Source organism: Chloroflexota bacterium, assembly GCA_026713825.1.
GTDB lineage: Bacteria > Chloroflexota > Dehalococcoidia > Lucifugimonadales > UBA1127 > UBA1127.
The window spans coordinates 1-19,485 of sequence record JAPONS010000113.1; the positions used below are offsets into that span (position 1 = coordinate 1).

Sequence of the window (19,485 nt, forward strand, 5' to 3'; positions counted from 1 at the left end):
ATGGCGGCGCGGGAGCCGCCGCGGTCGGGGCAGGCGCGATGGTGGGGGCCGATGCCGGCGCCTCCTCGCCGCCGCATGAGACGATCACTGCCAGGGCTGCGAGCGCTGCGAATGCTATCCGCATGTTCCTCCTCCTGCTGAAACGGGTGTGTGTGCGGAGCCGCCCGCAGCGGGCGGCCCCGCGCTGCCCCTACGACCCCCCTCGCCCCCGCCCGCTGCCGCCCTGTAGCGACGGCACCAGCGACCGGAAGTACTCGTAGGCGTGGGAGGCGCGGCGCTCCCAGTCGGGGCCGAACTCGGCGACGTACTCGGGCGTGAGCGGGACGGGGGTGCCGACGATGCTGGCGACGACCTGCATGATGGCGGCGCGCTCCAGGTAGATCGTGTTGCTGACGGCGTGGTCGACCGTCGCGCCGACGACGACGACGCCGTGGCCTCGGAGGAGGGCGGCGGTGCGACCGCCGAGGCAGTCGGCGACGGCCACCCCGTCGTCCCACGAGGTGATCAGCTTCGGCTCCGGGAAGATGGGCGTCTCCGGCGCGAAGGGGAGCGACTGGTTGTAGAGCGCCTGAATGGGCACGTTGCCGGCGCCGATAGATGTCGCGATGAGCTGGTGCGTGTGGACGACGGAGCCGACGTCGGGGCGAGCGAGCATGATGGCAACGTGCAGCATCGTCTCTCGGGGCGGGACCGGCGCGTCGATGACGCGGCCGCGCTGCAGGCTGGGGTTCCACTGGCTGCCGGTACCGGCGGCGTAGGACTCGAGGTCGACCTCGATGATGTCGCGGGCGGTGACCTGGTTGTGGGCCTTCAGGACGGGCTTGATGAGCATCCGGTTGGTGCCGGGGATGCGGGCGCTGACGTGGCCGTGGAAGTCGACGAGGCCCTGGTGGTCGAGGATGTGGGAGCTCTCGGCGACCTGCTGCTTGAGTCGACGGACTTCGGCTTGGGAGGGCATGGGGGTTCCTTTCCGTGCGGTGTGTTGGGGTGTAGGGTAGCGCATTTTGGGGTGGGGTGGGGGGTCGTCAGCGGGCGTTCTTGCCCGCCCGGTAGAGGTAGTGGCCGAAGAGGAGGATGAAGCTGGCGAGGACTACGTGGAAGAGGGCGGGCAGGGTGCTGGCGAACCACTCGACGTCGGAGAGGAGGGTGAGCCCGGCGACGAGGCGGACGGCCATGACGGCGAAGTAGACGCCGCCAAGGATGAAACAGGCGTTGTGCTTCTACGTGGCGGGGCGTACGGCGCCGGCGCGGACGAGGAAGAGCACTCGGGCTAGCAGCGCGATGATGGCGACTGCGAGGCGAACAGGGCGGGATAGGGCAAGCTGGAGCCTTGCCACGCGTCGAAGGACGGCAGGAAGGAGACCGGGCTCACCCACTGCAGCGCCTGCGCGAGCACTCGCGCGACGAAGAGCGCGGTGAGCGCGAGCATCCAGGGGAGGTAGCGGCTGTGGATGAGGGTCATGTCTTTGTTCATCAGTGCAACATTAGATCAACGTTGTAAACTGAGGCGCCACGTTTGTAATGCACGTTACAATACAGGGCGCATTCGCGGGATTCCGCGCCGATAGGAATGTGTGATGTGAAACGTGAACCTCCGATGTGGTTGATCGTGACCGGCCCGCCCGCCTCGGGGAAGACTACCCTGGCAAGAAGGTTGGCACGGGACCTAAACATGCCCTTATACGAAAAGGACATCTTCAAGGATACCCTCTTTCAATCCTTGGGCGTTGGAGACAAAGACTGGTCGCAGCAAGTCGGGAGAAGCGCGATTAGCTTGCTCTTTGTCGTGGCCCACCAAATATTGAGCACAGGGTCATCGCTGGTTACCGAATGCAACTTCTCCACACGGCTGTCCTCCGAGCAGGTTGGGGAAATTGCAGACAACTCCGGAGCAAGGGTTGTTCAAGTCCATTGCTCGGCCTCCCCGGAAATCTTGGTGGAGCGAAACGCGGCGCGGTTGGCGTCGCCCAAGCTACGCCCCGGCCACCACGTCATGACCAGCGAGGAATTGCTGGAAGGTGTCCGCTCCGGAGTCTGGGAGCCGCTGGAGGTTCCTTCAAAGATTGTTCGCGTGGATACCTCTGGCTCTTTCAACTATGCGAGCGTCCTACGGGACATTGTCCAGGATGCGCCGCATCCAAGCCGCGACAGATAGCGCCGGGCATCCCGCTCCACATCCCCGCCCCTCTGGATCCCGGCCTTCGCCGGGATGACGAACGGAGGTTAGGATCCCGGCCTTCGCCGGGATGACGAACGGGGGTTAGCCTGACGCCGGGATCTCCTCCGGTTCCGTGACCTTGACTACCTTGACGGCGCAGGCTTTGAACTCGGCTGTTTCTGTGACCGGGTCGTGTGCGTCTGTGGTGAGGACGTTGGTGAGGACGCCTTCCGGGAAGTGGAAGGTCATGAAGACGACGCCCTCAGGCGACTTGTCGGTGATGATGGCGTTCAGTTGCAGGCTGCCACGACGCGAGGTGATCTCGACGAGGTCGCCGTCCTTGATGCCGAGCGCGTCGGCGTCGTCCGGGTGGACCTCCAGGCCCTCGCGGGGCACCAGCAGCTCGAAGCCGTCGACACGGCCGGTCTGGGTGCCCGTGTGGTACGTGGGACGGCGGCGGCCCGTCGTCAGGATGAGCGGGTACTCCGCGTCGGGCGGCTCCGCGAGGTCGACGTGGGGGACGGGCTGGAAGTAGCCCTTCTCAGAGAAGAACTCCTCCTTGTGCAGGTAGGGCGTGCCGGGGTGGTCGGTCGTCGGGCACGGCCACTGGATGCCCTGCATCCGGATGCGGTCGTAGTTGATGCCCGCCAGAATGGGCGAGTTGCGCGCCTGCTCGTCCCACACCTCGCTGGCGTGGTTGTAGTGGAGCGGGTAGCCCATGCGGTTGATGATGTCGAGGAAGATCTCCCAGTCTGCGCGGGCCTCGCCGGGCGGCTCGACGGCCTTGTTGAGGAGCTGCACGCGGCGCTCGGTGTTCGAGAAGGTGCCGTCGACCTCGGCGAAGGCTGCGGCGGGGAGCACGACGTCGGCCATCTTGGCGGTGTCGGTCAGGAACATGTCCTGCACGACAAGAAACTCGACGCGCTCCAGGGCCGCGCGGGTCTTGAGCACGTTGGCGTCGGACACGGCGGTGTTCTCGCCCATGATGTAGACGCAGCGGACCTTGTCCTCGAAGATTTCGTCGAGGATGGAGATTTTGGTCTTGCCGGGGTTCGGGTCGATGGGCACGCCCCACTCGCGCTCCCATGCCTCGCGGGCCTCGCGGTTGCTGATGCGCTGGTAGCCGGGGAGGTAGTTGGGGGTGCAGCCCGCGTCACCGGCGCCCTGCACGTTGTTCTGGCCGCGCAGCGGGTTCACGCCGGCACTCTCCATGCCGAAGTAGCCGCAGAGGAGGCCCAGGTTGGCAAGCGACTGCACGTTGTGGACCCCGCAGGAGTGCTCGGTGATGCCGAGGGTGTAGATGATGGAGGCGTTGCCGGCGGTGGCGTACTCGCGGGCGGTGTCGATGATGTCCTGCGCGGGGACGCCGGAGATCTTCTCCGCGACCTGCGGTGTGTAGCCCTTGACGAACTCCGCCAACTCCTCGATCCCCTCGGTGCGGCGTGCCACGTACTCCTTGTTGTAGAGCCCCTCCTTGATGATGACGTGGGCCATGGCGTTGTAGAGGGGGATGTCCGTGCCGATGCGCAGGCGCAGCCATCGGTCGGCCATGCCTGTGAGCTCGATGCGGCGCGGGTCCGCGACGATGAGCTTCGCGCCACGGGCGACGGCGCGCTTGACGCGCAGCGCGAGCACGGGATGGGTCTCCGTGGTGTTGGTGCCCGTCGCGAAGATGAGCTTGGCGTTCTCCAGCTCGGCGATGGAGTTGGTCATCGCGCCGCGCCCGACCATGACCGCCATACCGGCGATCGTGGGGGCGTGTCAGGTGCGCGAACAGTTGTCGATGTTGTTGGTGCCGAGGACGGCGCGCGCCAGCTTTTGCATAAGGAAGTTCCCCTCGGAAGGGGCACGGGCCGAGCTCCACAGGGCGAAGGCGCCGGGGCCGGACTCGGCCTTCACCGTCTGGAACTTGTCGACGAGGAGGGTGAGCGCCTCGTCCCACGTGGCGGGCTGCAGAACGCCGTCGCGGCGGACGAGCGGCGTCGTGAGGCGGTCGGGGCTGCGGATGAAGTCGATGCCGAACTGGCCCTTGACGCAGAGCGAACCGGCGCTGGCGGGGGCGTCCCAGTCGGGCGTCACGCCGATGAACTCGCCCTTCGCGACGTTGAGCTCGATGCCGCAGCCGGTGCCGCAGAAGGGGCAGATGGAGCGGACCTTGGTGACGTCCTCGGCAACCGCCTTGCCCAACATCTTCTTGTCCATGAGCGCGCCGGTGGGGCACGTCTGGATGCACTGGCCGCAAAAGGTGCAATTGCTGCCCAGCAGGCTCTCGTGGAAGGGCGCAACGATGTTGGTGCCGAAGCCGCGGCCCTCCGGGATGATGGCGTGGGCCTGCTCCAACTCGTTGCAGACGCGGGTGCAGCGGTAGCAAAGGATGCACTGCGAGTAGTCGCGGGCGATGAAGGGGTTGCTGTCCTCGGGGATGCGGCCGCTGATGGCGCCGTCGTAGTAGTCCGCCTCGACACCGTAGTCCGTCGCCAGCGAGTGGAGCTCGCAGGGGCCGCGCTCGATGCAGGAGCGGCACTCCTCCGTGGGGTTCTCGGAGAGGACGAGCTTCAGGATGGTCTTGCGGTTCTCCTCGAGCTCGTCGTCGGAGGTGGTGACGTTCATGTCCGCCTGCAGGGCGTGGGCGCAGGAGGCGACGGGGAGGCGGCGCCCGTCGACCTTGACGACGCACATGCGGCAGCTTGCCGAGGGGTCGACGCGGGAGTCATAGCAGAGCGTCGGCACGTCCGTGCCGCAGCGGCGCGCGGCCTCCAGGATGGACTCCCCCTCCCGGACGTCGACTGACTTACCGTCGATGGTTGCGGTAACGCTCATTGCCCGTCCCTCCGAGTCTCCCAATCCGTTCGTATGACCCTTCGATTTCCCTCAGGGTGAACGGATTGGGCCGACTGTTACGCCAAGTTTCCTCCCGCGGGCGCAGCGGCTACTGGAAGCGGCAAACCCCTGCAGGACAGACACGCTGCCTATGGGCTTCCAACTCCTCGCCGAAGAATCGTACCAGACCGTGCAAGACAAGGGGAGCCGCCTGCCCTAACCCGCATGCGGAGTTGGCCGACATTGCGGCGCCGATCTCGTTGAACTCGTCCATCAGGCTCGGCGTTGGGTCCGCGCGGCCCGTCAGGGCGTCGAGCCGCTCGCGGAGGCGGACGGTGCCGACGCGGCAGGGGAAGCACTTGCCGCAGCTCTCGGCCTCGTAGAAGAGCATGCAGGTGCGGACGAGGTCGACCACGCAGCAGGCGTCGTCGAATACCACGACGCCGCCGGAGCCGAGGGCGAAGCCGTGCTGTCGCGGCGCGGCGTAGTCGAGGGGCATGTCGAGGTGCTCGGCGGCGAGGAGGCCGCCAGAGATGCCGCCGATGGTGTAGCCCTTGATCGCGCGGCCGGACAGCGCGCCGCCGCCCGCACCCTCGATGAGCTCGCGGGCCGTGACGCCGAGGGGGAGCTCGTAGGGGCCGGGATGCGCGACGCGGCCGCTGACCGAGTAGAGCTTGGTGCCCGCGCTCTCGCCGCGGCCGAGGGCGCGGTACCAGTCGGCGCCGCGCTCGAGGATGAAGGGCACGGAGCAGAAAGTCTCGACGTTGTTGATGACGGTGGGGAGGTCCCACAGCCCCTTCTGCGTCGGGAAGGGCGGGCGCTCGCGCGGCCACGGCACGAGGCCCTCGAGCGAGTTCAGCAGCGACGTTTCCTCACCGCAGACGTAGGAGCCGAGGCCCCTCGCGACCTGCAGATCGAAATCGCCGAGGACTCCTGAGGCTTCCGCCTCGGCGATGGCGTCGTTGACGACGCCGCAGGCCTCCGGGTACTCGTAGCGGAGGTAGATGACGCCGGCCGTCGCGCCGACGACGTGGCCGGCGATGGCCATCGACTCGATGAGCAGGTGCGGGTCGAGGTGGAGGAGCGGGCGGTCCTTGTAGGTGCCCGGCTCGCCCTCGTCGGCGTTGCAGACGACGTACTTCCGGTCGCCGGGGGTGTCGCGGACGGCCTGCCACTTGGCGGCGAGGGGGAATCCCGCGCCGCCGCGGCCGAGCAGGCCGCTGGCACGGAGGGCGGCGATCACCTCTTCGGCGTCGTCCTGCTCCACGACGCGGCGGAGCTGCTCATAGCCGCCGTTGGCGCGGTAGACGTCGAGGGCGCGCAGGTTCGGCGTACGGATGCCGCGGAAGAGGACCTCCTCCACGCCGTCGACGCTCGCGGCAGGCGGGGGCGGAAGAAACGGGTCGGCGGCGGTCCCCCGGAACGCTCCGTTCGAGAGCGCCGCGGGGGCTTGGTCGCAGAGGCCGGGGCAGGCGATGCCCTCGCCGGGGATGCCGCGTCCAACGCCGACGCCGGGGAGGCAGCAGGCGGGGCCGCCGCACGCGCCCTCTCGCAGGACGTGGTCCTTGCCGAGGTTGGAGTAGTGGTAGAAGGAGGCAGCCTGATGAACGTAGGACGCGGGGATGCGGAGGGCGTTGGAGAGGGCGTTCAGGGACTCCTCCGACATCGTTTCGGAACCCCCCATCGCGTCGTGGAGCATCGGGAGGAACGGAGCGTGGGATTTGGTGCTGTCTGCCATAGCTCCATTGTACTTATGGGGGTTTCATTCCCACAATCAGCAATTTGCGCCATGCCACTATTCCCTGTCCGAATAACAACACGGGCCCCGCAAGTTGCGGGGCCCGTGCGAGGCAGGTGTCCGGCGCTTCACAGGATCTCGCGAAACGCCGGGCGTCCTATCTGCTGTAGCCGGAGTCCGTCTCCGGGTAGACCGGAAGCCCGTTTGTCAACCGCTCCAGCAGGAAGGCAAAGTCCTGGTAGGAGCCCAGGCTGCCAAGCTGGTTGCCGAGGGGCAGGAGCCAGTCGTAGATGGTTGCCAGGTCCCGCTGCACGCCGGCCCCGTCGCGGCTGTCCACGCCGGGCAGACTGGCGTAGCGGTCAGCGGCCAAGGCGACGAGGGCGCCGAAGTCGAGGAGCGCGGCGGACTGCGCGTTGTTCAGTTGGCCTGAGCTGGCGGCCAGGGTCTCGGTCTGCCGGTTCGAGAGGCCGCTGCCGGGCTCGACCCACCGGAGCTGCACCTCACCGAGGTGCTGCCTGACCGTGGGGTTCAGCTGCGCGTTGGGGCGGAGTTGGACCTCGTAGAAGACGGTGGTTGCGGCGCCCATCGGGATCTCCGCAAACTCCCTGCGATCCTGCGTGAAGGACTCGTCGGAGGTCACGCGGTTCTCGTAGCCCACCAGCCGCCAGTACTCGACGACGGCGGGGTTCCAGCGCACCTGCGCCCGGGTCTGGTCGGCGAAGGGGATGGAGAGGGGGAGCCAGCTGTCGCGGCTGAAGGTGGCGCGCGCCTGGTTGACGTCGCTCAGGTAGCGGTACCAGCCGTTGCCGTGCTGGGCCAGCTGCTCCAGCAGCACGTCATTGTAGTTGTTGATGCCGACGCCGATGGTGATGAGGCGCAGGGGGTTCTTGGCGTCGCGGTCGTAGGCGGACTCCAGGATGGCGAAGGGGTCTGTGGCGTCGACGTTGGCCACGCCGTCAGACATGAGGATGACGTAGTTGTGGGCGTCGGGCCGGTCGCGGCGGGCCCGGTCGGCGAGCCGCACGCCCTGGTCGAGGCCTGCCTGCACGTTGGTGGAACCGCGAGGGCGAAGCTGGTCGATGGAGTAGCGGACGCCGCGGTCGCCGGGGTCCGTGTGGGAGACCGTGAGGTCACGGACGACGTTGTTGGTGAAGTGGACGACGGCGATGCGGTCATCGTTGCGGAGGCTGCGCCGGATGGTGTCGGCGGCCTCGCGGGCGATGGCGACGCGGTTGCCGTCGGCCATGGAGCCGGAGGCGTCCAGCACGAGGGTCACGTTCAGCGGAACGTCGTCACGAAACTCGGGCGCCTGGAAGCCGATGCGCACCAAGTGCAGCCCACCCTGGAGCGGGTGCGGAATGGCCTCTGTGGTGATGGAGAAGCTGTCGTCGTGGGCCGGGAGCTCGTAGCCGTAGTTGAAGGCGTTGATCCACTCCTCGGCGCGGACGGAGTCGGGGTCAACCTGGTGGCCGGCCCTGGCCCAGTTCAATGCGAGCTGGTAGGACGTGCGGTCCGTGTCGAGGCTGAAGGTGGAGACGCTGTCGTTCACCGCGGCCTCGAAGCCGGACTGCCGGTAGTCCTGGAAGTTGGTCGCGGACGGGGGCGCGGCCTCGTACACGGGGGTCGTGGGGTTGAACTGGGACGCCGCGGGCGGAGCGGCATCGTACGACTTGGTTGCAGACTGGCTGTCTGCGGACGCCGGCGCTTCCATCAGCGGCATTGAAGCAGCGTAGGGCTGTTGGTTGCTCGGGGCAGCCGTCGGCGCGGCCATCGCCGGCGCAGGCTGCTCCGGCGCCGAGAGCGTAGTCGTAGTACTCGAGGAACTCGGGTACGTTGCAGTGCTCTCTTCAGCGAATGTGCTGCGATCCTCCTCGGAGCCGCAGGCGACGGCGCCGAGCAGGAGCGCGGCGGCGCATGCGGCCGTTGCGGTTAGTCGGATTTTTCTAGCAAATGAACTGTTCATGGGAACCCCACCTCTTTCGTCGTTCTGGAACGGGACCTGCACCCGTGGTCCCCCTGTGGCCTCCGCGGCGCTAGCAACCGCGTCACAGACTTATACGCCCGCTCCGAAATTTCGGTTCCGGCCGGTCCGGGGCATCGTGGGGGGTTGTTGGCTACAGGCCAGATACGGGGAAATTGACACAAACTGACTATTGTCGCGAGCGCCTATCGAGTGTTGCAAGGGGCGCCTCAAAGGCCGCCGAGAGGTCGCACATCAGGGCCGGGGCCCTACCAGAGAGAGAGCCCCGTGTCGGTTAGTGTGAATATCCGCCTCAGGTCCTGCTCACCTGTTGTAGCCCGATTCATCCTCACTGTAAGTCGGGAGTCCTTCGGTCAGGCTCTCCAAGAGGAAAGCAAAGTCATCATAGGCCTTCAGGTTGCCCAGGCTCCGGCCGACAGACCGCAGCCGCTCGTGCAGGACCGTGAGGTCCCGATGCACATTGGCGGAGTCGTTGCTGTCCACGTAGGGCAAACTTGCGTAACGGTCCGCTGCAAGAGCCACCATCGCACCGAGGTCCAGCAGCGCAGCGGCATTCGCGTCCGTGGGCTGACCGACACGGACTGAGATTGCCTCCGACTGGCGGTTAGACAGGCCGTCTCCTGGAGTGACCCACCGTAGCTGCACGTCTCCAAGCTCGGCGCCCCGGGAAGCATCCCGGAGCCCCAGGGAGGTCAACTCCACCTCAAAGAACACCGTGGTGGCAGTACCCATGGGAATCTCCGCAAACTCTCTGCGGTCCTCGGTGAAGGACTCATCGGAGGTGACGCGATTCTCGTAGCCCACCAGCCGCCATGACTCCACGGCGTCTTCGTTCCAGGTCACCTGGGCGCGGGTCTGGTCGGCGAAGGGTATCGAGAGCGGGAGCCAACTGTCGCGGCTGAAGGTGGTCTCCGCCTGGGCAGTGCTGCTGAGGTAGCGGTACCAGCCGTTTCCGTACTGAGCAAGCTGCTCCAGCAGCACGTCGTTGTAGTTGTTTATGCCCACGCCGATGGTGATCAGGCGCAGTGGGTTCCGACTGTCGGGATCATAGGCGGACTCCAGGATGGAGAAGGGGTCTGTGGCGTCCACGTTGGCCACGCCGTCAGACATGAGGATGATGTAGTTGTGAGCGTTGGGCCGGTCCCGGCGCGCCCGGTCTGCGAGCCGCACGCCCTCATTCAGACCTGCCTGCACGTTGGTGGACCCAGTCGGCCGAAGTTCGTCAATGGAGTCCCGCAGGTCCCGGTCGTCCGGACCGGTGTGCCGCACCGTGAGGCGGCCAATGACTTCGTCGGTGAAGTGCACAACAGCAAGACGGTCGCTGCTGCGCATGCCGCGGCGTATGGTATCCGCCGCCGTGCGGGCGATGTCGACTCGGTTGCCGTCCGCCATGCTGCCGGATGCGTCGAGGACAAGGGTCACATTGAGCGGAGCGTTGTCCTGGAACTCGGGCGCCTGGAAGCCGAGTCGCACAAGGTGCATTTCGCCGTTCAGGGGGTGCGAGATGGCGTCCGAGGTGATGGCAAAGCTGTCTGTGTGCGGCGGGAGTTCATAGCCGTAGTTGAAGGCGTTGATCCCCTCCTCCGCTCGTACGGAGTCCGGCTCCACCGTGTATCCTTCCCTGGCCCAGTTCAGCGCGAGCTGGTAGGACGTCCGGTCGGTGTCCAGGCTGAATGTCGACACGTCGTCCTCAGTGGTCGCCACGAAGTCCGACCTCCCGTAGTCCTGGAAGGTGGTGTCGGAAGGAGGCGTCTGATACGACACGCCAGGCAACCCCGCGTTCCCCTGTGGTCCGGAGTAACTTGCACTGGTGGTATAGCTTGTGGAGCTATCGTCAGGGGGCGCGCACCCCAGAGCGCCTACCAACAGCGCCATAGCGGTGACAGCCAGCATACCCTGTCCAACTCTCCGGGCAATTGACATTCTCATGGCACCCCACCTCTTTCGTCGTGCTGGAGCGTGGATTTCGCAAACCGGTCCCTGTGAGCGGAGCGTCAAATGGAAACCCATCACGAGCTTATACGCTTCATCGCGGCAGGCCGTTCCGCACGAAGGGAAGACTAGGACCTTCCCAAGGTGTCCATCGCGTCGTGTGAGAGGGACAGTGGACGCCGGGGCGCTACCAGCGGGGAAGCGATTCGCCAGTGAGGGCGAATGTCGTGCCGAGGCCCTGGGAGACGGCCCACTCGTAGCCCCATGTTGCGACGAAGAGGTCGTGGACGTTGCCGCCGGTGAGGTCGTAGATGACTCGGTCGCCGGGCGAGCGTCGCGGGTCGGCGACGCCGTCCATGATGGGGCCGAGCTCCGTGACGTCGTCCTTGGAGAAGAGGCCCTTTTCGATGAGGCCGTCGTAGGGCGGGCGCGGCCGAGGCTCGTTGGCGAGGCTGTTCCAGTTGACCGTGGCGACGCGGCAGGCCAGCACAAACTCCTCGCTGAGCTGCTTGGCCGCCATGGAGATGACCAGCGCGCCCGGCTTCACCCACTCGAGGTCCACCAGCGGCTCGTGAACGTCGAAGTGGCCGGGGGCGCACAGGTCGACGATGTCCGCGCCATCAACGGCCGCCTCGATGGACTCCACGGGAACCACCTCAATGTTGTGGGCCTCCGACATCATGTTGGCAAAGGTCTCGCGGTTGGCCTTTGTTGGGCTGTAGACCTGAATGCGCTGGAGGCCGGGCACGGCGCGGGTGATGGACTGCACCTGTGGCGGGGCCTGCCACCCGGTGCCGAGCAGCCCCAGGACCTTCGCGCCGCTGGGTGCGAGGTACTTGGAGGCGACGCCCGCGATGGCGCCCACCCGCAGCGAGTTGAGCACCCCGTAGTCCATGAGCGCCATCATGGCGCGCGTGGTGCCGTCGAAGAGCATGAAGGCGCGGGTGTGCGGCGGGTTGCCGAAGAGGCGCAGGCCGGTGAGGGTGCCGTCGCCGGCAGCCATCGCGACCCGGAGGCCCTCGAACTCGCCGGGGTTGCGGTCCACGATGCCCTGGAACCGTGTAACTCCCTCATTGTGGGCGCGGATGGCGCGCTCGACGGCGTCGAGGGGCCCGTCGGCGTAGGTGGGATCGGCCCTCAGGGGCCAGAAGTCTTTGTCAGAGAGCAGCAGTACGTCAGGCATAGCCGAAGGAGTATAGCACCGTTGCGGCGGGAGTGGCGCGGCGGACCAGTGGCCGGAAACCCTGCTACACTGCCCGCACTACGATGGAGACTACCGAGCGGGCCGCCACGAGAAGACCGGCGTTGTTTCACGGCTGGTGGATCGTCATCACGTCGATGATGGGCGCAGGCGTGGGGATGGGCATCGGCGGCGTGGGCATCGGCGTGTTCGTGGGGCCGATGACGGACGACCTGGGGTGGTCGCGGGCCGAGATGGGCGGCGTGTTCATCATCCGGGCCATCATCATGGCGGTGCTCGGCCCGCTGATGGGCCCCATCGTCGACCGCAAGCTGGGCGCGCCCGTGCTCTACGTCGGCGGCGGCTTCATAGCCGGCGGCAGCATCATGCTCCTCTCGATGGCCTCGGAGGTCTGGCATTTCTACGTGCTGTTCGGGGTCGGGTGGAGCGTGGGGCAGCTTGCCTTCGCGGGCAACGTGCTCACCGGGCCCATCGTCGCCAAGTGGTTCGTCCGCAAGCGCGGCCGGGCCATGGGCATCTACACCATGGGCATCCCCATCGGCAGCATCATCTTCGTGCCGCTGAACGCCGTGCTGGTGACGACGTTCGGGTGGCAGTCCTCGTGGGTCATCCTGGGCGTTGCGACGTGGCTGCTGACCATCCCCATCGCGGCGCTGACGATGCGGCGGCAGCCGGAGGACATGGGCCTCCACCCCGACGGCGCGCTCACGGCGGAGGACGCGCGGTCGGCGGGCGCGACGACTGCGACGCTATCGAGCGGTCAGAGCCCCATCGACTGGACGCTGACGCAGGCGTTGCGGACGCCCGCCCTGTACCTGCTGATGTTCTCCTTCCTGATGATGGGGCTGGCGATGGGCATCTTCACCATTCACCAGGTGCCGGCAATCACGGACAAGGGCTTTGACCTGGCCGTGGCGAGCATCGTCAGCGTGACACTATCCGTGTGCTCGTTCATCGTGAAGCCGACTGTGGGGTTCCTCTCGGAGCGGTTCTCTCCTCGCTACCTGTGCGCCCTGTGCATGTCGGTGGGCGCGGTGGGCGTGGTGACACTGGGGCTGGCCGAGACGATGCTGTTCCTGTTCGTGTTCGCGGCGTGCTACGGCTTCGGGGCGGGGGCGACGCCGGTGTTCCAGAACGTCATTTGGGCCGACTACTTCGGGCGGCGGTACCTCGGCTCGATCCGGGGGATGATCGCGCCGGTGGCCGCGTTGGGCGGCGGCATCAGCCCCTTCATCGCGGGGTGGATGTTCGACACGACGGGCAGCTACGACTCTGTCCTGGTGACCATGGGCCTCGGCGCATTCCTCGCGGCGGGGTTGATGCTCGTTGCGCGCCCGCCGCGGTTCCGGGCGCCGGCGACGCCTGCAGCGCCGACTGCGTCAGAATAGAGCGCCGGACGCAACAGTTGCCGACCGCGCGCGACGCCCCTAGAATTGGCAGCCGCCGGGCCGTGTCCAGCTATGCGCGGCAAGCGTCTTGCACGAGGGGGCGAGGACGGCCTGCAATCCGCATAAGGAGTGACGGGAAATGGAGATAGCGTTTGGCGACATCAACTACCTGGCGGTGGCGGCCGCGATCATCCTCAACATGGTCCTGGGCGCGCTCTGGTACGGGCCGCTGTTCGGCAAGCCATGGATGGCGCTGAACAACCTGACTATGGAGATGATCAAGGAGCAGGGGAGCCCGATCAAACAGTACGCCGTGGCGGTCATCGCCTCAGTGATCATCTCCATCGCGATCGCCTTCGTCGCCGAGGCGGCGGGCGTCGCGAACGCGGCGGAGGGCGCGATGCTTGGCGCGATCATGAGCGTGGGGCTTGTGGCGACGGCCTTCGGCACGTCCTACATGTTCGAGTCCAAGGCGCTGAGGCACTACCTGATCAACGCGGGCTACCCGGTGGCCGCGGCCGTGCTCATCGGCACGCTGATTGGGGCGTGGCAGTAGACGGAAAGACTCCTCGAAACGCAGATTCTGATGACTGACCTGCTTGTACGAGAAATTCGCCGTGCGCTGGCTGAGAACGCGGATGCCTCCAAGGCTGAGGGGATGCGCGCTTATATGAAGTCGGCGATGCCGTATAGGGGGGTGCAAGCGCCGGCATTGCGCAAGCTCGTCCGCGCGGCCCTCAAGGATCACCCTGCAGACAACAAGGAAGCGTGGGAGTCAGCAGTCCTGGAACTGTGGGACGGCGCCGAATATCGTGAGGAGCGCTACGCCGCCCTGGAAGTGTCCGGGGCCAAGCGTTGCATGCCCTTCCGCACCATCGACACGCTGCCCATGTTCGAGCACATGGTGGTCAGCGGCGCGTGGTGGGACTTCGTCGACGACATCGCCACGCACCGGCTGCGGGAGTTGCTCGAACGCTGCCCCGGCGAGATGGCGCCATCGATGCGGACCTGGAGCCGCGACACCGACATGTGGAAGCGCAGGGCGGCGGTCCTCTGCCAGGTCGGCCGCAAGGAACATACTGACTTGGCATTGTTGTTCGACTGCATTGAGCCAAACCTGTCGGACCGTGATTTCTTCATCCGCAAGGGGATTGGCTGGGCACTTCGCGACCTTGCCTGGAGGGACCTTAAGGTTGTCGAAGATTATGTTGCCCGCAACAGAGGCCGCCTTAGTGCACTCTCATCGCGGGAGGCGCTCAAAAACGCCGGAAAGATACGCAGCGGAGGGCATCTTAGCCGACGGGCCGCTGGATGACGCGGAAGTGGACAGCATGGACCTCCATGCCGTCCATGACCCAGCTCACCTGGTAGTCGCCGAACTTCTGGAAGTTCAGCCCGTACATGCCGTGCACCATACGGTGCGTCCGATAGGTCATGTCCTCGGCGGGCGCGGGCACCTCGGCCGACGTCGAAATGGGCGGGATGACGTCCTGGCCGTCGGCGTCCTGCAGGAACATCTCGAAGGACTTGGTACGGCGGGTCTCGTTGAGGCTGAACCGCAGGCAGAGGACGGCGAAGATCTGGGGATGCTGAGCGGGCACGCTCGGAGCATAGATGGAGTCGATGCCGATGCCCACGGCGGTGAGCTTGGCGCCGGGGTCGGCGTAGTCGCAGAGGAAGGCGTACTCGACGTTCATAGAATTCCTTCCGCATAGCTCTCAAACGCGTAGTTGGCTTCAACAAGTATAACGCCACCCTCACGCCGCCCGCGGCTCCGCGGGCGCCCGCCGACGACGCGGACCGTTGAGGAACGTGCCGACGGGAGTGTGGCGGACGGCGATGTGGTACGAGGCGAGCAGGACCAGCGTGGCGCCGACTGCGATGAGCGCGAACTTCAGGTGCACGCTGACGTCCCAGTCGATCGCCCAGCGCTGCGCTGCGACCACCAGGGGCAGGTGCGCCAGGTAGAGCCAGTAGGACGAATCCGAGACGTAGCGGACCCAGGGGCGTTCCACGACCATCGCCCACCGGAAGAGGCCCATGAGGCCGAAGCACATGAGCCACGTGTAGGCCACCTGCACTGCCGTGCCGGCAAGCCATATCACGCTCGCCGTGCCCGGGTCGCCGTCGTCATACGTCCTCACGGCCGTCCGCAGCACGAATACGGCGAGGGGGTAGAGGCCGAGCAGCGCAGGCACCACGGCGGCAGCCCACCACTTCGGCACGGTGACGGCTCGCTGGTGGAGGAACGCGCCGAAGAGGAAGAACATCGCGTAGTAGGCCAGCACGTGGGGCGCGATGATCAGCCCGGTGCTCGTGTCCGCCCCTATCCAGAGCATGAAGAACTGCGGCAGGGCCACGAGGGGCACGAACGTCCACCACGCCCACCGGTGGGTGAAGGATAGTCCCAGCCGGGCCAGCAGGGCGAACAGGGCCACCAGCCATAACAGGTGCCACAGGAACCAGAGGTGGTGGAAGTCGTCCAACCAGGACAGCAACCAGACCCACGCGGCCATGAACGCCACGGGCGTCTCCGCAGGAAATTCCTTCGCGAGGTTGTAGTCGGTCACGAGGATCCAGACCCAATTGCTGAGCGGGACGATGGTGACGCAGCCGACGGCCAGCGGCAGGCCGACACGCTGCAGCCGCTGCCTCAGCACGCCGCCGAGGCCTCTGCGCTGCCAGAGCATGGCGGTAAAGAAACCGCTCAGCAAGAAGAAGACCGGCATGCGGAAGCCGTGGATAGCGCTGACGACATCGTCGTAAGGGAGGTCATCGGACGCCTTCTTGTCGAGGATGGGCCAGGCGTCGGGGACGAGGAAGAGGGCGGCGTGCAGGACGATGCCGAGGAGCATCGCCGTGGCGCGCAGTGCGTCGAGGTCGTGGTAGCGGGGTGCCGGCTGCGCGGCTTCGGGTGTGGGAGTGGAGCTCGGGTTTGCGGCCATGCGGACATGGTAGGGCAGCGGCACCGGGCGGGGAAGGTTGGGAGGCCGCTACTCCACGCGGGCTGTTTCCTGCTGTCGCTCCATCTGCTGGCGCGGCGGCTTCGCGAGGATGATGACCGCGGCGGTGAAGGCGTAGCCGACCATGACGGCGACGAAGCTCCAGAAGTACGACCCGAGGGTGTCGTAGACGAGGGCGACGACCACAGGCCCGATGGCCGTCGTCACGCCCTGGAAGGGGCGCATGTAGCCGGTGATGGCGCCGATATGACCTCGGCCGAAGTAGTTGGCGACGATGAGTGGGCGCATCATGAAGCCGCCGCCCATGGTCGCGCCGAAGGTGATGACGAAGGCGAAGAGCATGAACGGCCCCATGACGTAGATGAGCAGCAGGACGCTCGTGCCGGTCATGAGGGACTGGATGACGAGGAGATAGCGCACCTGGTAGCGGTCGGCAAGGATGCCCCACCAGAGCCGGGCGCTGACGGAGAAGATGCCGTAGACCGTGATGGCGAGCGCCGCGGTGCTCGACTCGAACCCCACGCCCTCCATGTAGGGGACCCAGTTTGACTGGAAGCCCTGCTGGCCCAGTCCGCCCAGACCAAAGGCCAGGATGATGAGCCAGAATGACGTTGTCCTCAGGGCTTGCCGCCCGGTCAGGCTGACCTCGTTGGCGCGGCTGGGGCGCGAGCCGGCGCCGCCGGACGGCACGGGGGTGGCCGGCTCGGTGTCGCCGTCGGGCAGAAGGCCGATGTCCTCCGGGTTAGTGCGCACCGTCAATGAGAGGGGCACGAGCACCACGATCGCCAACGCCCCCAGCGTGAACCAGGCGTCGCGCCAACCCAGAAGGGAGATGAGGGCGAAGATGGAGATGGGGAAGAAGAGGGGCCCCATCGCGCCGCCGGTTGAGGCGATTCCGAGGGCGATGCCCCGGCGTCGGATGAACCACTTGGGCAGGATGGTCTGGGTCAGCATGCCACCCGCGCCGAGGGAGCCCAGCGCCCCGATAACGCCAAAGAAGAGGTAGAACTGCCACAGGCTGTCCACCCACTTGAGCGCCATCAGGGAGAGGCCCAGGATGATGGCGCCGAACAGCATGAGCGCTCGAGGGCCGTTTGTCGTGTCGCGCCAGGGGCCCACAATAGGCGAGAACAGGCCGGACATGCCTGTGCGTATGGTCAGCCCAAGAAAGAGGGCCGACCGGGACCACCCGAGCTCTCCTTCCATGGAGGACGCGAAGACTCCGAGGCCCCACATGGCAACGCCGGCGTTGAAGGCGCCGCTCACCAGAGAGACGCCCACCAGGTTCCAGCCGTAGAAGATCCTCGGCATGATGTTCATCGCGGCGCACCGCCCAGGGACTGAGAGGACATCGTCTGGCGTTCCAGCTGCTCTCGCGGCGGCTTGGCCAGCATGATAACGGCCGCCGTGGATGCGTAGCCGATCATAACAGCCACGAAACTCCAGAAGTAGGAACCCTGGGCATCGTAGGCAAGGGCCACCACGACGGGGCCAAGGGCCGCCGTCGTCGCCTGGAAGGGCCGCATGTAGCCGGTGATGGCGCCAATGTGCTCCCGGCCGAAGTAGTTAGCGACGATGAGTGGCCGCAGCAGGAAGGAACCGCCCATGGTCAGCCCGAAGGCGATGACGAACACAAAGAGCATGACTGGGCCAATGACGTAGATCAGCAACAGTACGCTGGCCGCCGTGAGCAACGACTGGATGACGATGAGGTAGCGCACCATGAAGTGGTCGGCCAGGAGGCCCCACAGCATGCGGGCGGAGACGGAGAAGATGCCGTAGACGGTGATGGCAATCGCGGCGGTTCCTGCGGCGAAGCCCTTGCCCTCCAAATACGGTATCCAGTTGGCCTGGAACCCCTGCAGGCCAAGTCCGCCCAGACCGAACGCCAGAATGATGAGCCAGAAGGCGGGCGACCTGAGCGCTTGCCTCCCTGTCAGGCTCACCTCGTAGGCGCGACTTGGGCGTGGGCGTGACTGAGGCGGGCGCTCGCTCCTCGGCGTCGACGGCTCGTCGGAGGCGTGGTCGCGGTCGCCGTCGGGGAGCAGGCCAACGTCCTCGGGGTTGGTGCGCAGCATGAAGGAGAGGGGCACCAACAACACCAACGAGATGACGCCCAGGAAGAACCAGGCGTCGCGCCAGCCCATCAGCGAGATGATGCCGAATATGGTGATGGGGAAGAAGAGAGGCCCCATCGCGCCGCCCATGGAAGCGATGCCCATCGCCCGCCCGCGGCGGCGTATGAACCACTTGGGCAGGATGGTCTGGGTGACGATGCCGCCCGAACCCTGGGAGCCGATCGCGCCCAGCACCCCGAAGAAGAGGTAGAACTCCCAGATATTGTCCACCCACTTGAGGGCGATGAGGGAGCCGCCGAGGATCAGCGAGCCGAAGAACATGAGCATGCGCGGGCCGTTGGCGGTGTCGCGCCACGGGCCGACGATGGGCGAGAGGAGGCCCGTCAGCCCCGTGCGGATGGTGAGGGCGAGGAAGAAGGAGGCGCGGGACCAGCCGAGGTCCTCCTCCATGGGGTTCACGAAGACGCTGACGCCCCAGATGCCCACGCCGGTCTGGAATGCGCCGCTCACAAGGGCGATCCCTACCAGGTACCAGCCGTAGAAGACCCTCGGCGTGGACGTCATTGCAGCGCGCGGCCGAATGCCTCGGCGGCGCAGTTCCTCCTAGGCCATCGACAGCCCCTCGATGACGGTGCAGTTGGGGATCTTAGCGAACTCGGCGGGGACGAGCCGCACCTTCGCTGTGCGGGAGCCCGCGCCGACGATGAGGTAGGGCTGGTCCATCATGGCGGCGTCGACGTAGAGCGGGATGTCCCTGGGCAGCCCGAAGACGGTGACCCCGCCGATCTCCATGCCGGTGAGGTCCTTGGTCTCGGCGGCGGTGGCGAAGGAGGCGCGGGACACGCCCATAAGCCCCTTCACCGTGTGGTTGACGTCGAGCCGCCTGGACGCCTGCACGAGGCAGGCGCAGTGGACCTTCGCCCCCCGGGTGGACGCAACGATGATGGTGTTGGCGCTCGTTTCCATGGGATAGCCGTACTTGCTGCAGAACTCCGCCGTGTCGGCGAAGTTGGGGTCACAGGGCACGATCTCGTGCTCGATTCCGAGCGCCGTGAGCGCGGCCGCCACCATGGGATGAACCGTGCCCTCCCTGAATTCCGTGGTCACGCAGACCTCCTCTGCAATGGGCTCCCGCAACTATAGCAAAAGGGGTGAACCATAGCAGTCCACCCCCTGGAGCGTCTGTTGGTCGGGGAGCCGGGATTTGAACCCGGGACCTCTTCGTC

General features: G+C 66.4%; 17 protein-coding genes. 4 read left to right on the top strand and 13 right to left on the bottom strand.

Features of this window, described 5'->3' with window-relative positions; translation table 11 throughout:
* Window positions 1-190 precede the first annotated feature (190 nt).
* The 3 genes from OXC99_12950 to OXC99_12960 form a co-directional block, all read right to left on the bottom strand.
* A complete protein-coding gene (locus OXC99_12950) occupies window positions 191-958 on the bottom strand; it encodes a class II aldolase/adducin family protein (protein MCY4625890.1) in 768 nt (255 codons plus the stop codon).
* Window positions 959-1,025: 67 nt separating this feature from the next.
* Window positions 1,026-1,175, bottom strand: coding sequence for a hypothetical protein (locus tag OXC99_12955; protein ID MCY4625891.1), 150 nt, complete (start codon window positions 1,173-1,175; stop codon window positions 1,026-1,028).
* 95 nt (window positions 1,176-1,270) lie between these two features.
* Complete coding sequence (locus tag OXC99_12960; protein MCY4625892.1) at window positions 1,271-1,474, bottom strand: hypothetical protein; 204 nt, start codon at window positions 1,472-1,474, stop codon at window positions 1,271-1,273.
* Between the two features lie 96 nt (window positions 1,475-1,570).
* On the opposite strand from OXC99_12960, the gene OXC99_12965 reads away from it, so the two are divergent.
* The gene (locus OXC99_12965; GenBank protein ID MCY4625893.1) at window positions 1,571-2,155 is read left to right on the top strand and encodes an ATP-binding protein; all 585 of its coding nucleotides are present in this window, start codon (window positions 1,571-1,573) and stop codon (window positions 2,153-2,155) included.
* Window positions 2,156-2,260: 105 nt separating this feature from the next.
* Here the strand turns inward: OXC99_12965 and fdhF are convergent, their stop codons facing one another.
* The 5 genes from fdhF to OXC99_12990 all read right to left on the bottom strand — a co-directional run bounded on the left by fdhF (window position 2,261) and on the right by OXC99_12990 (window position 11,812).
* Entirely contained in the window at window positions 2,261-4,978 is a 2,718-nt protein-coding gene (gene fdhF / locus OXC99_12970; protein MCY4625894.1) for a formate dehydrogenase subunit alpha, read from the bottom strand.
* Between the two features lie 109 nt (window positions 4,979-5,087).
* Window positions 5,088-6,716, bottom strand: coding sequence for an SLBB domain-containing protein (locus OXC99_12975; protein MCY4625895.1), 1,629 nt, complete (start codon window positions 6,714-6,716; stop codon window positions 5,088-5,090).
* Window positions 6,717-6,873: 157 nt separating this feature from the next.
* A complete protein-coding gene (locus tag OXC99_12980; GenBank protein MCY4625896.1) occupies window positions 6,874-8,436 on the bottom strand; it encodes a von Willebrand factor type A domain-containing protein in 1,563 nt (520 codons plus the stop codon).
* A gap of 564 nt (window positions 8,437-9,000) precedes the next feature.
* Complete coding sequence (locus OXC99_12985; protein ID MCY4625897.1) at window positions 9,001-10,572, bottom strand: von Willebrand factor type A domain-containing protein; 1,572 nt, start codon at window positions 10,570-10,572, stop codon at window positions 9,001-9,003.
* Between the two features lie 244 nt (window positions 10,573-10,816).
* Window positions 10,817-11,812, bottom strand: a complete 996-nt coding sequence (locus tag OXC99_12990) for a hypothetical protein (GenBank protein MCY4625898.1) — start codon at window positions 11,810-11,812, stop codon at window positions 10,817-10,819.
* 83 nt (window positions 11,813-11,895) lie between these two features.
* On the opposite strand from OXC99_12990, the gene OXC99_12995 reads away from it, so the two are divergent.
* From OXC99_12995 to OXC99_13005, 3 genes are all read left to right on the top strand, one after another.
* Window positions 11,896-13,218 (top strand): MFS transporter, encoded by a 1,323-nt coding sequence (locus OXC99_12995; GenBank protein ID MCY4625899.1) that lies wholly within the window; start codon window positions 11,896-11,898, stop codon window positions 13,216-13,218.
* 139 nt (window positions 13,219-13,357) lie between these two features.
* Window positions 13,358-13,774, top strand: a complete 417-nt coding sequence (locus OXC99_13000; GenBank protein MCY4625900.1) for a DUF1761 domain-containing protein — start codon at window positions 13,358-13,360, stop codon at window positions 13,772-13,774.
* A 30-nt stretch (window positions 13,775-13,804) separates the two neighbouring features.
* Complete coding sequence (locus tag OXC99_13005) at window positions 13,805-14,533, top strand: DNA alkylation repair protein (GenBank protein ID MCY4625901.1); 729 nt, start codon at window positions 13,805-13,807, stop codon at window positions 14,531-14,533.
* On the opposite strand, the gene OXC99_13010 is transcribed toward OXC99_13005, so the two are convergent.
* The 5 genes from OXC99_13010 to OXC99_13030 are packed head-to-tail and all read right to left on the bottom strand — an operon-like array spanning window position 14,511 to window position 19,366.
* Entirely contained in the window at window positions 14,511-14,915 is a 405-nt protein-coding gene (locus tag OXC99_13010) for a hypothetical protein (GenBank protein ID MCY4625902.1), read from the bottom strand. The genes OXC99_13005 and OXC99_13010 overlap by 23 nt on opposite strands.
* 60 nt (window positions 14,916-14,975) lie before the next feature.
* Window positions 14,976-16,163, bottom strand: coding sequence for an acyltransferase family protein (locus tag OXC99_13015; protein MCY4625903.1), 1,188 nt, complete (start codon window positions 16,161-16,163; stop codon window positions 14,976-14,978).
* A gap of 48 nt (window positions 16,164-16,211) precedes the next feature.
* Window positions 16,212-17,492 (bottom strand): MFS transporter, encoded by a 1,281-nt coding sequence (locus OXC99_13020; GenBank protein MCY4625904.1) that lies wholly within the window; start codon window positions 17,490-17,492, stop codon window positions 16,212-16,214.
* A 5-nt stretch (window positions 17,493-17,497) separates the two neighbouring features.
* A complete protein-coding gene (locus tag OXC99_13025) occupies window positions 17,498-18,823 on the bottom strand; it encodes an MFS transporter (protein MCY4625905.1) in 1,326 nt (441 codons plus the stop codon).
* A gap of 39 nt (window positions 18,824-18,862) precedes the next feature.
* Complete coding sequence (locus OXC99_13030) at window positions 18,863-19,366, bottom strand: hypothetical protein (GenBank protein MCY4625906.1); 504 nt, start codon at window positions 19,364-19,366, stop codon at window positions 18,863-18,865.
* Window positions 19,367-19,485 lie beyond the last annotated feature (119 nt).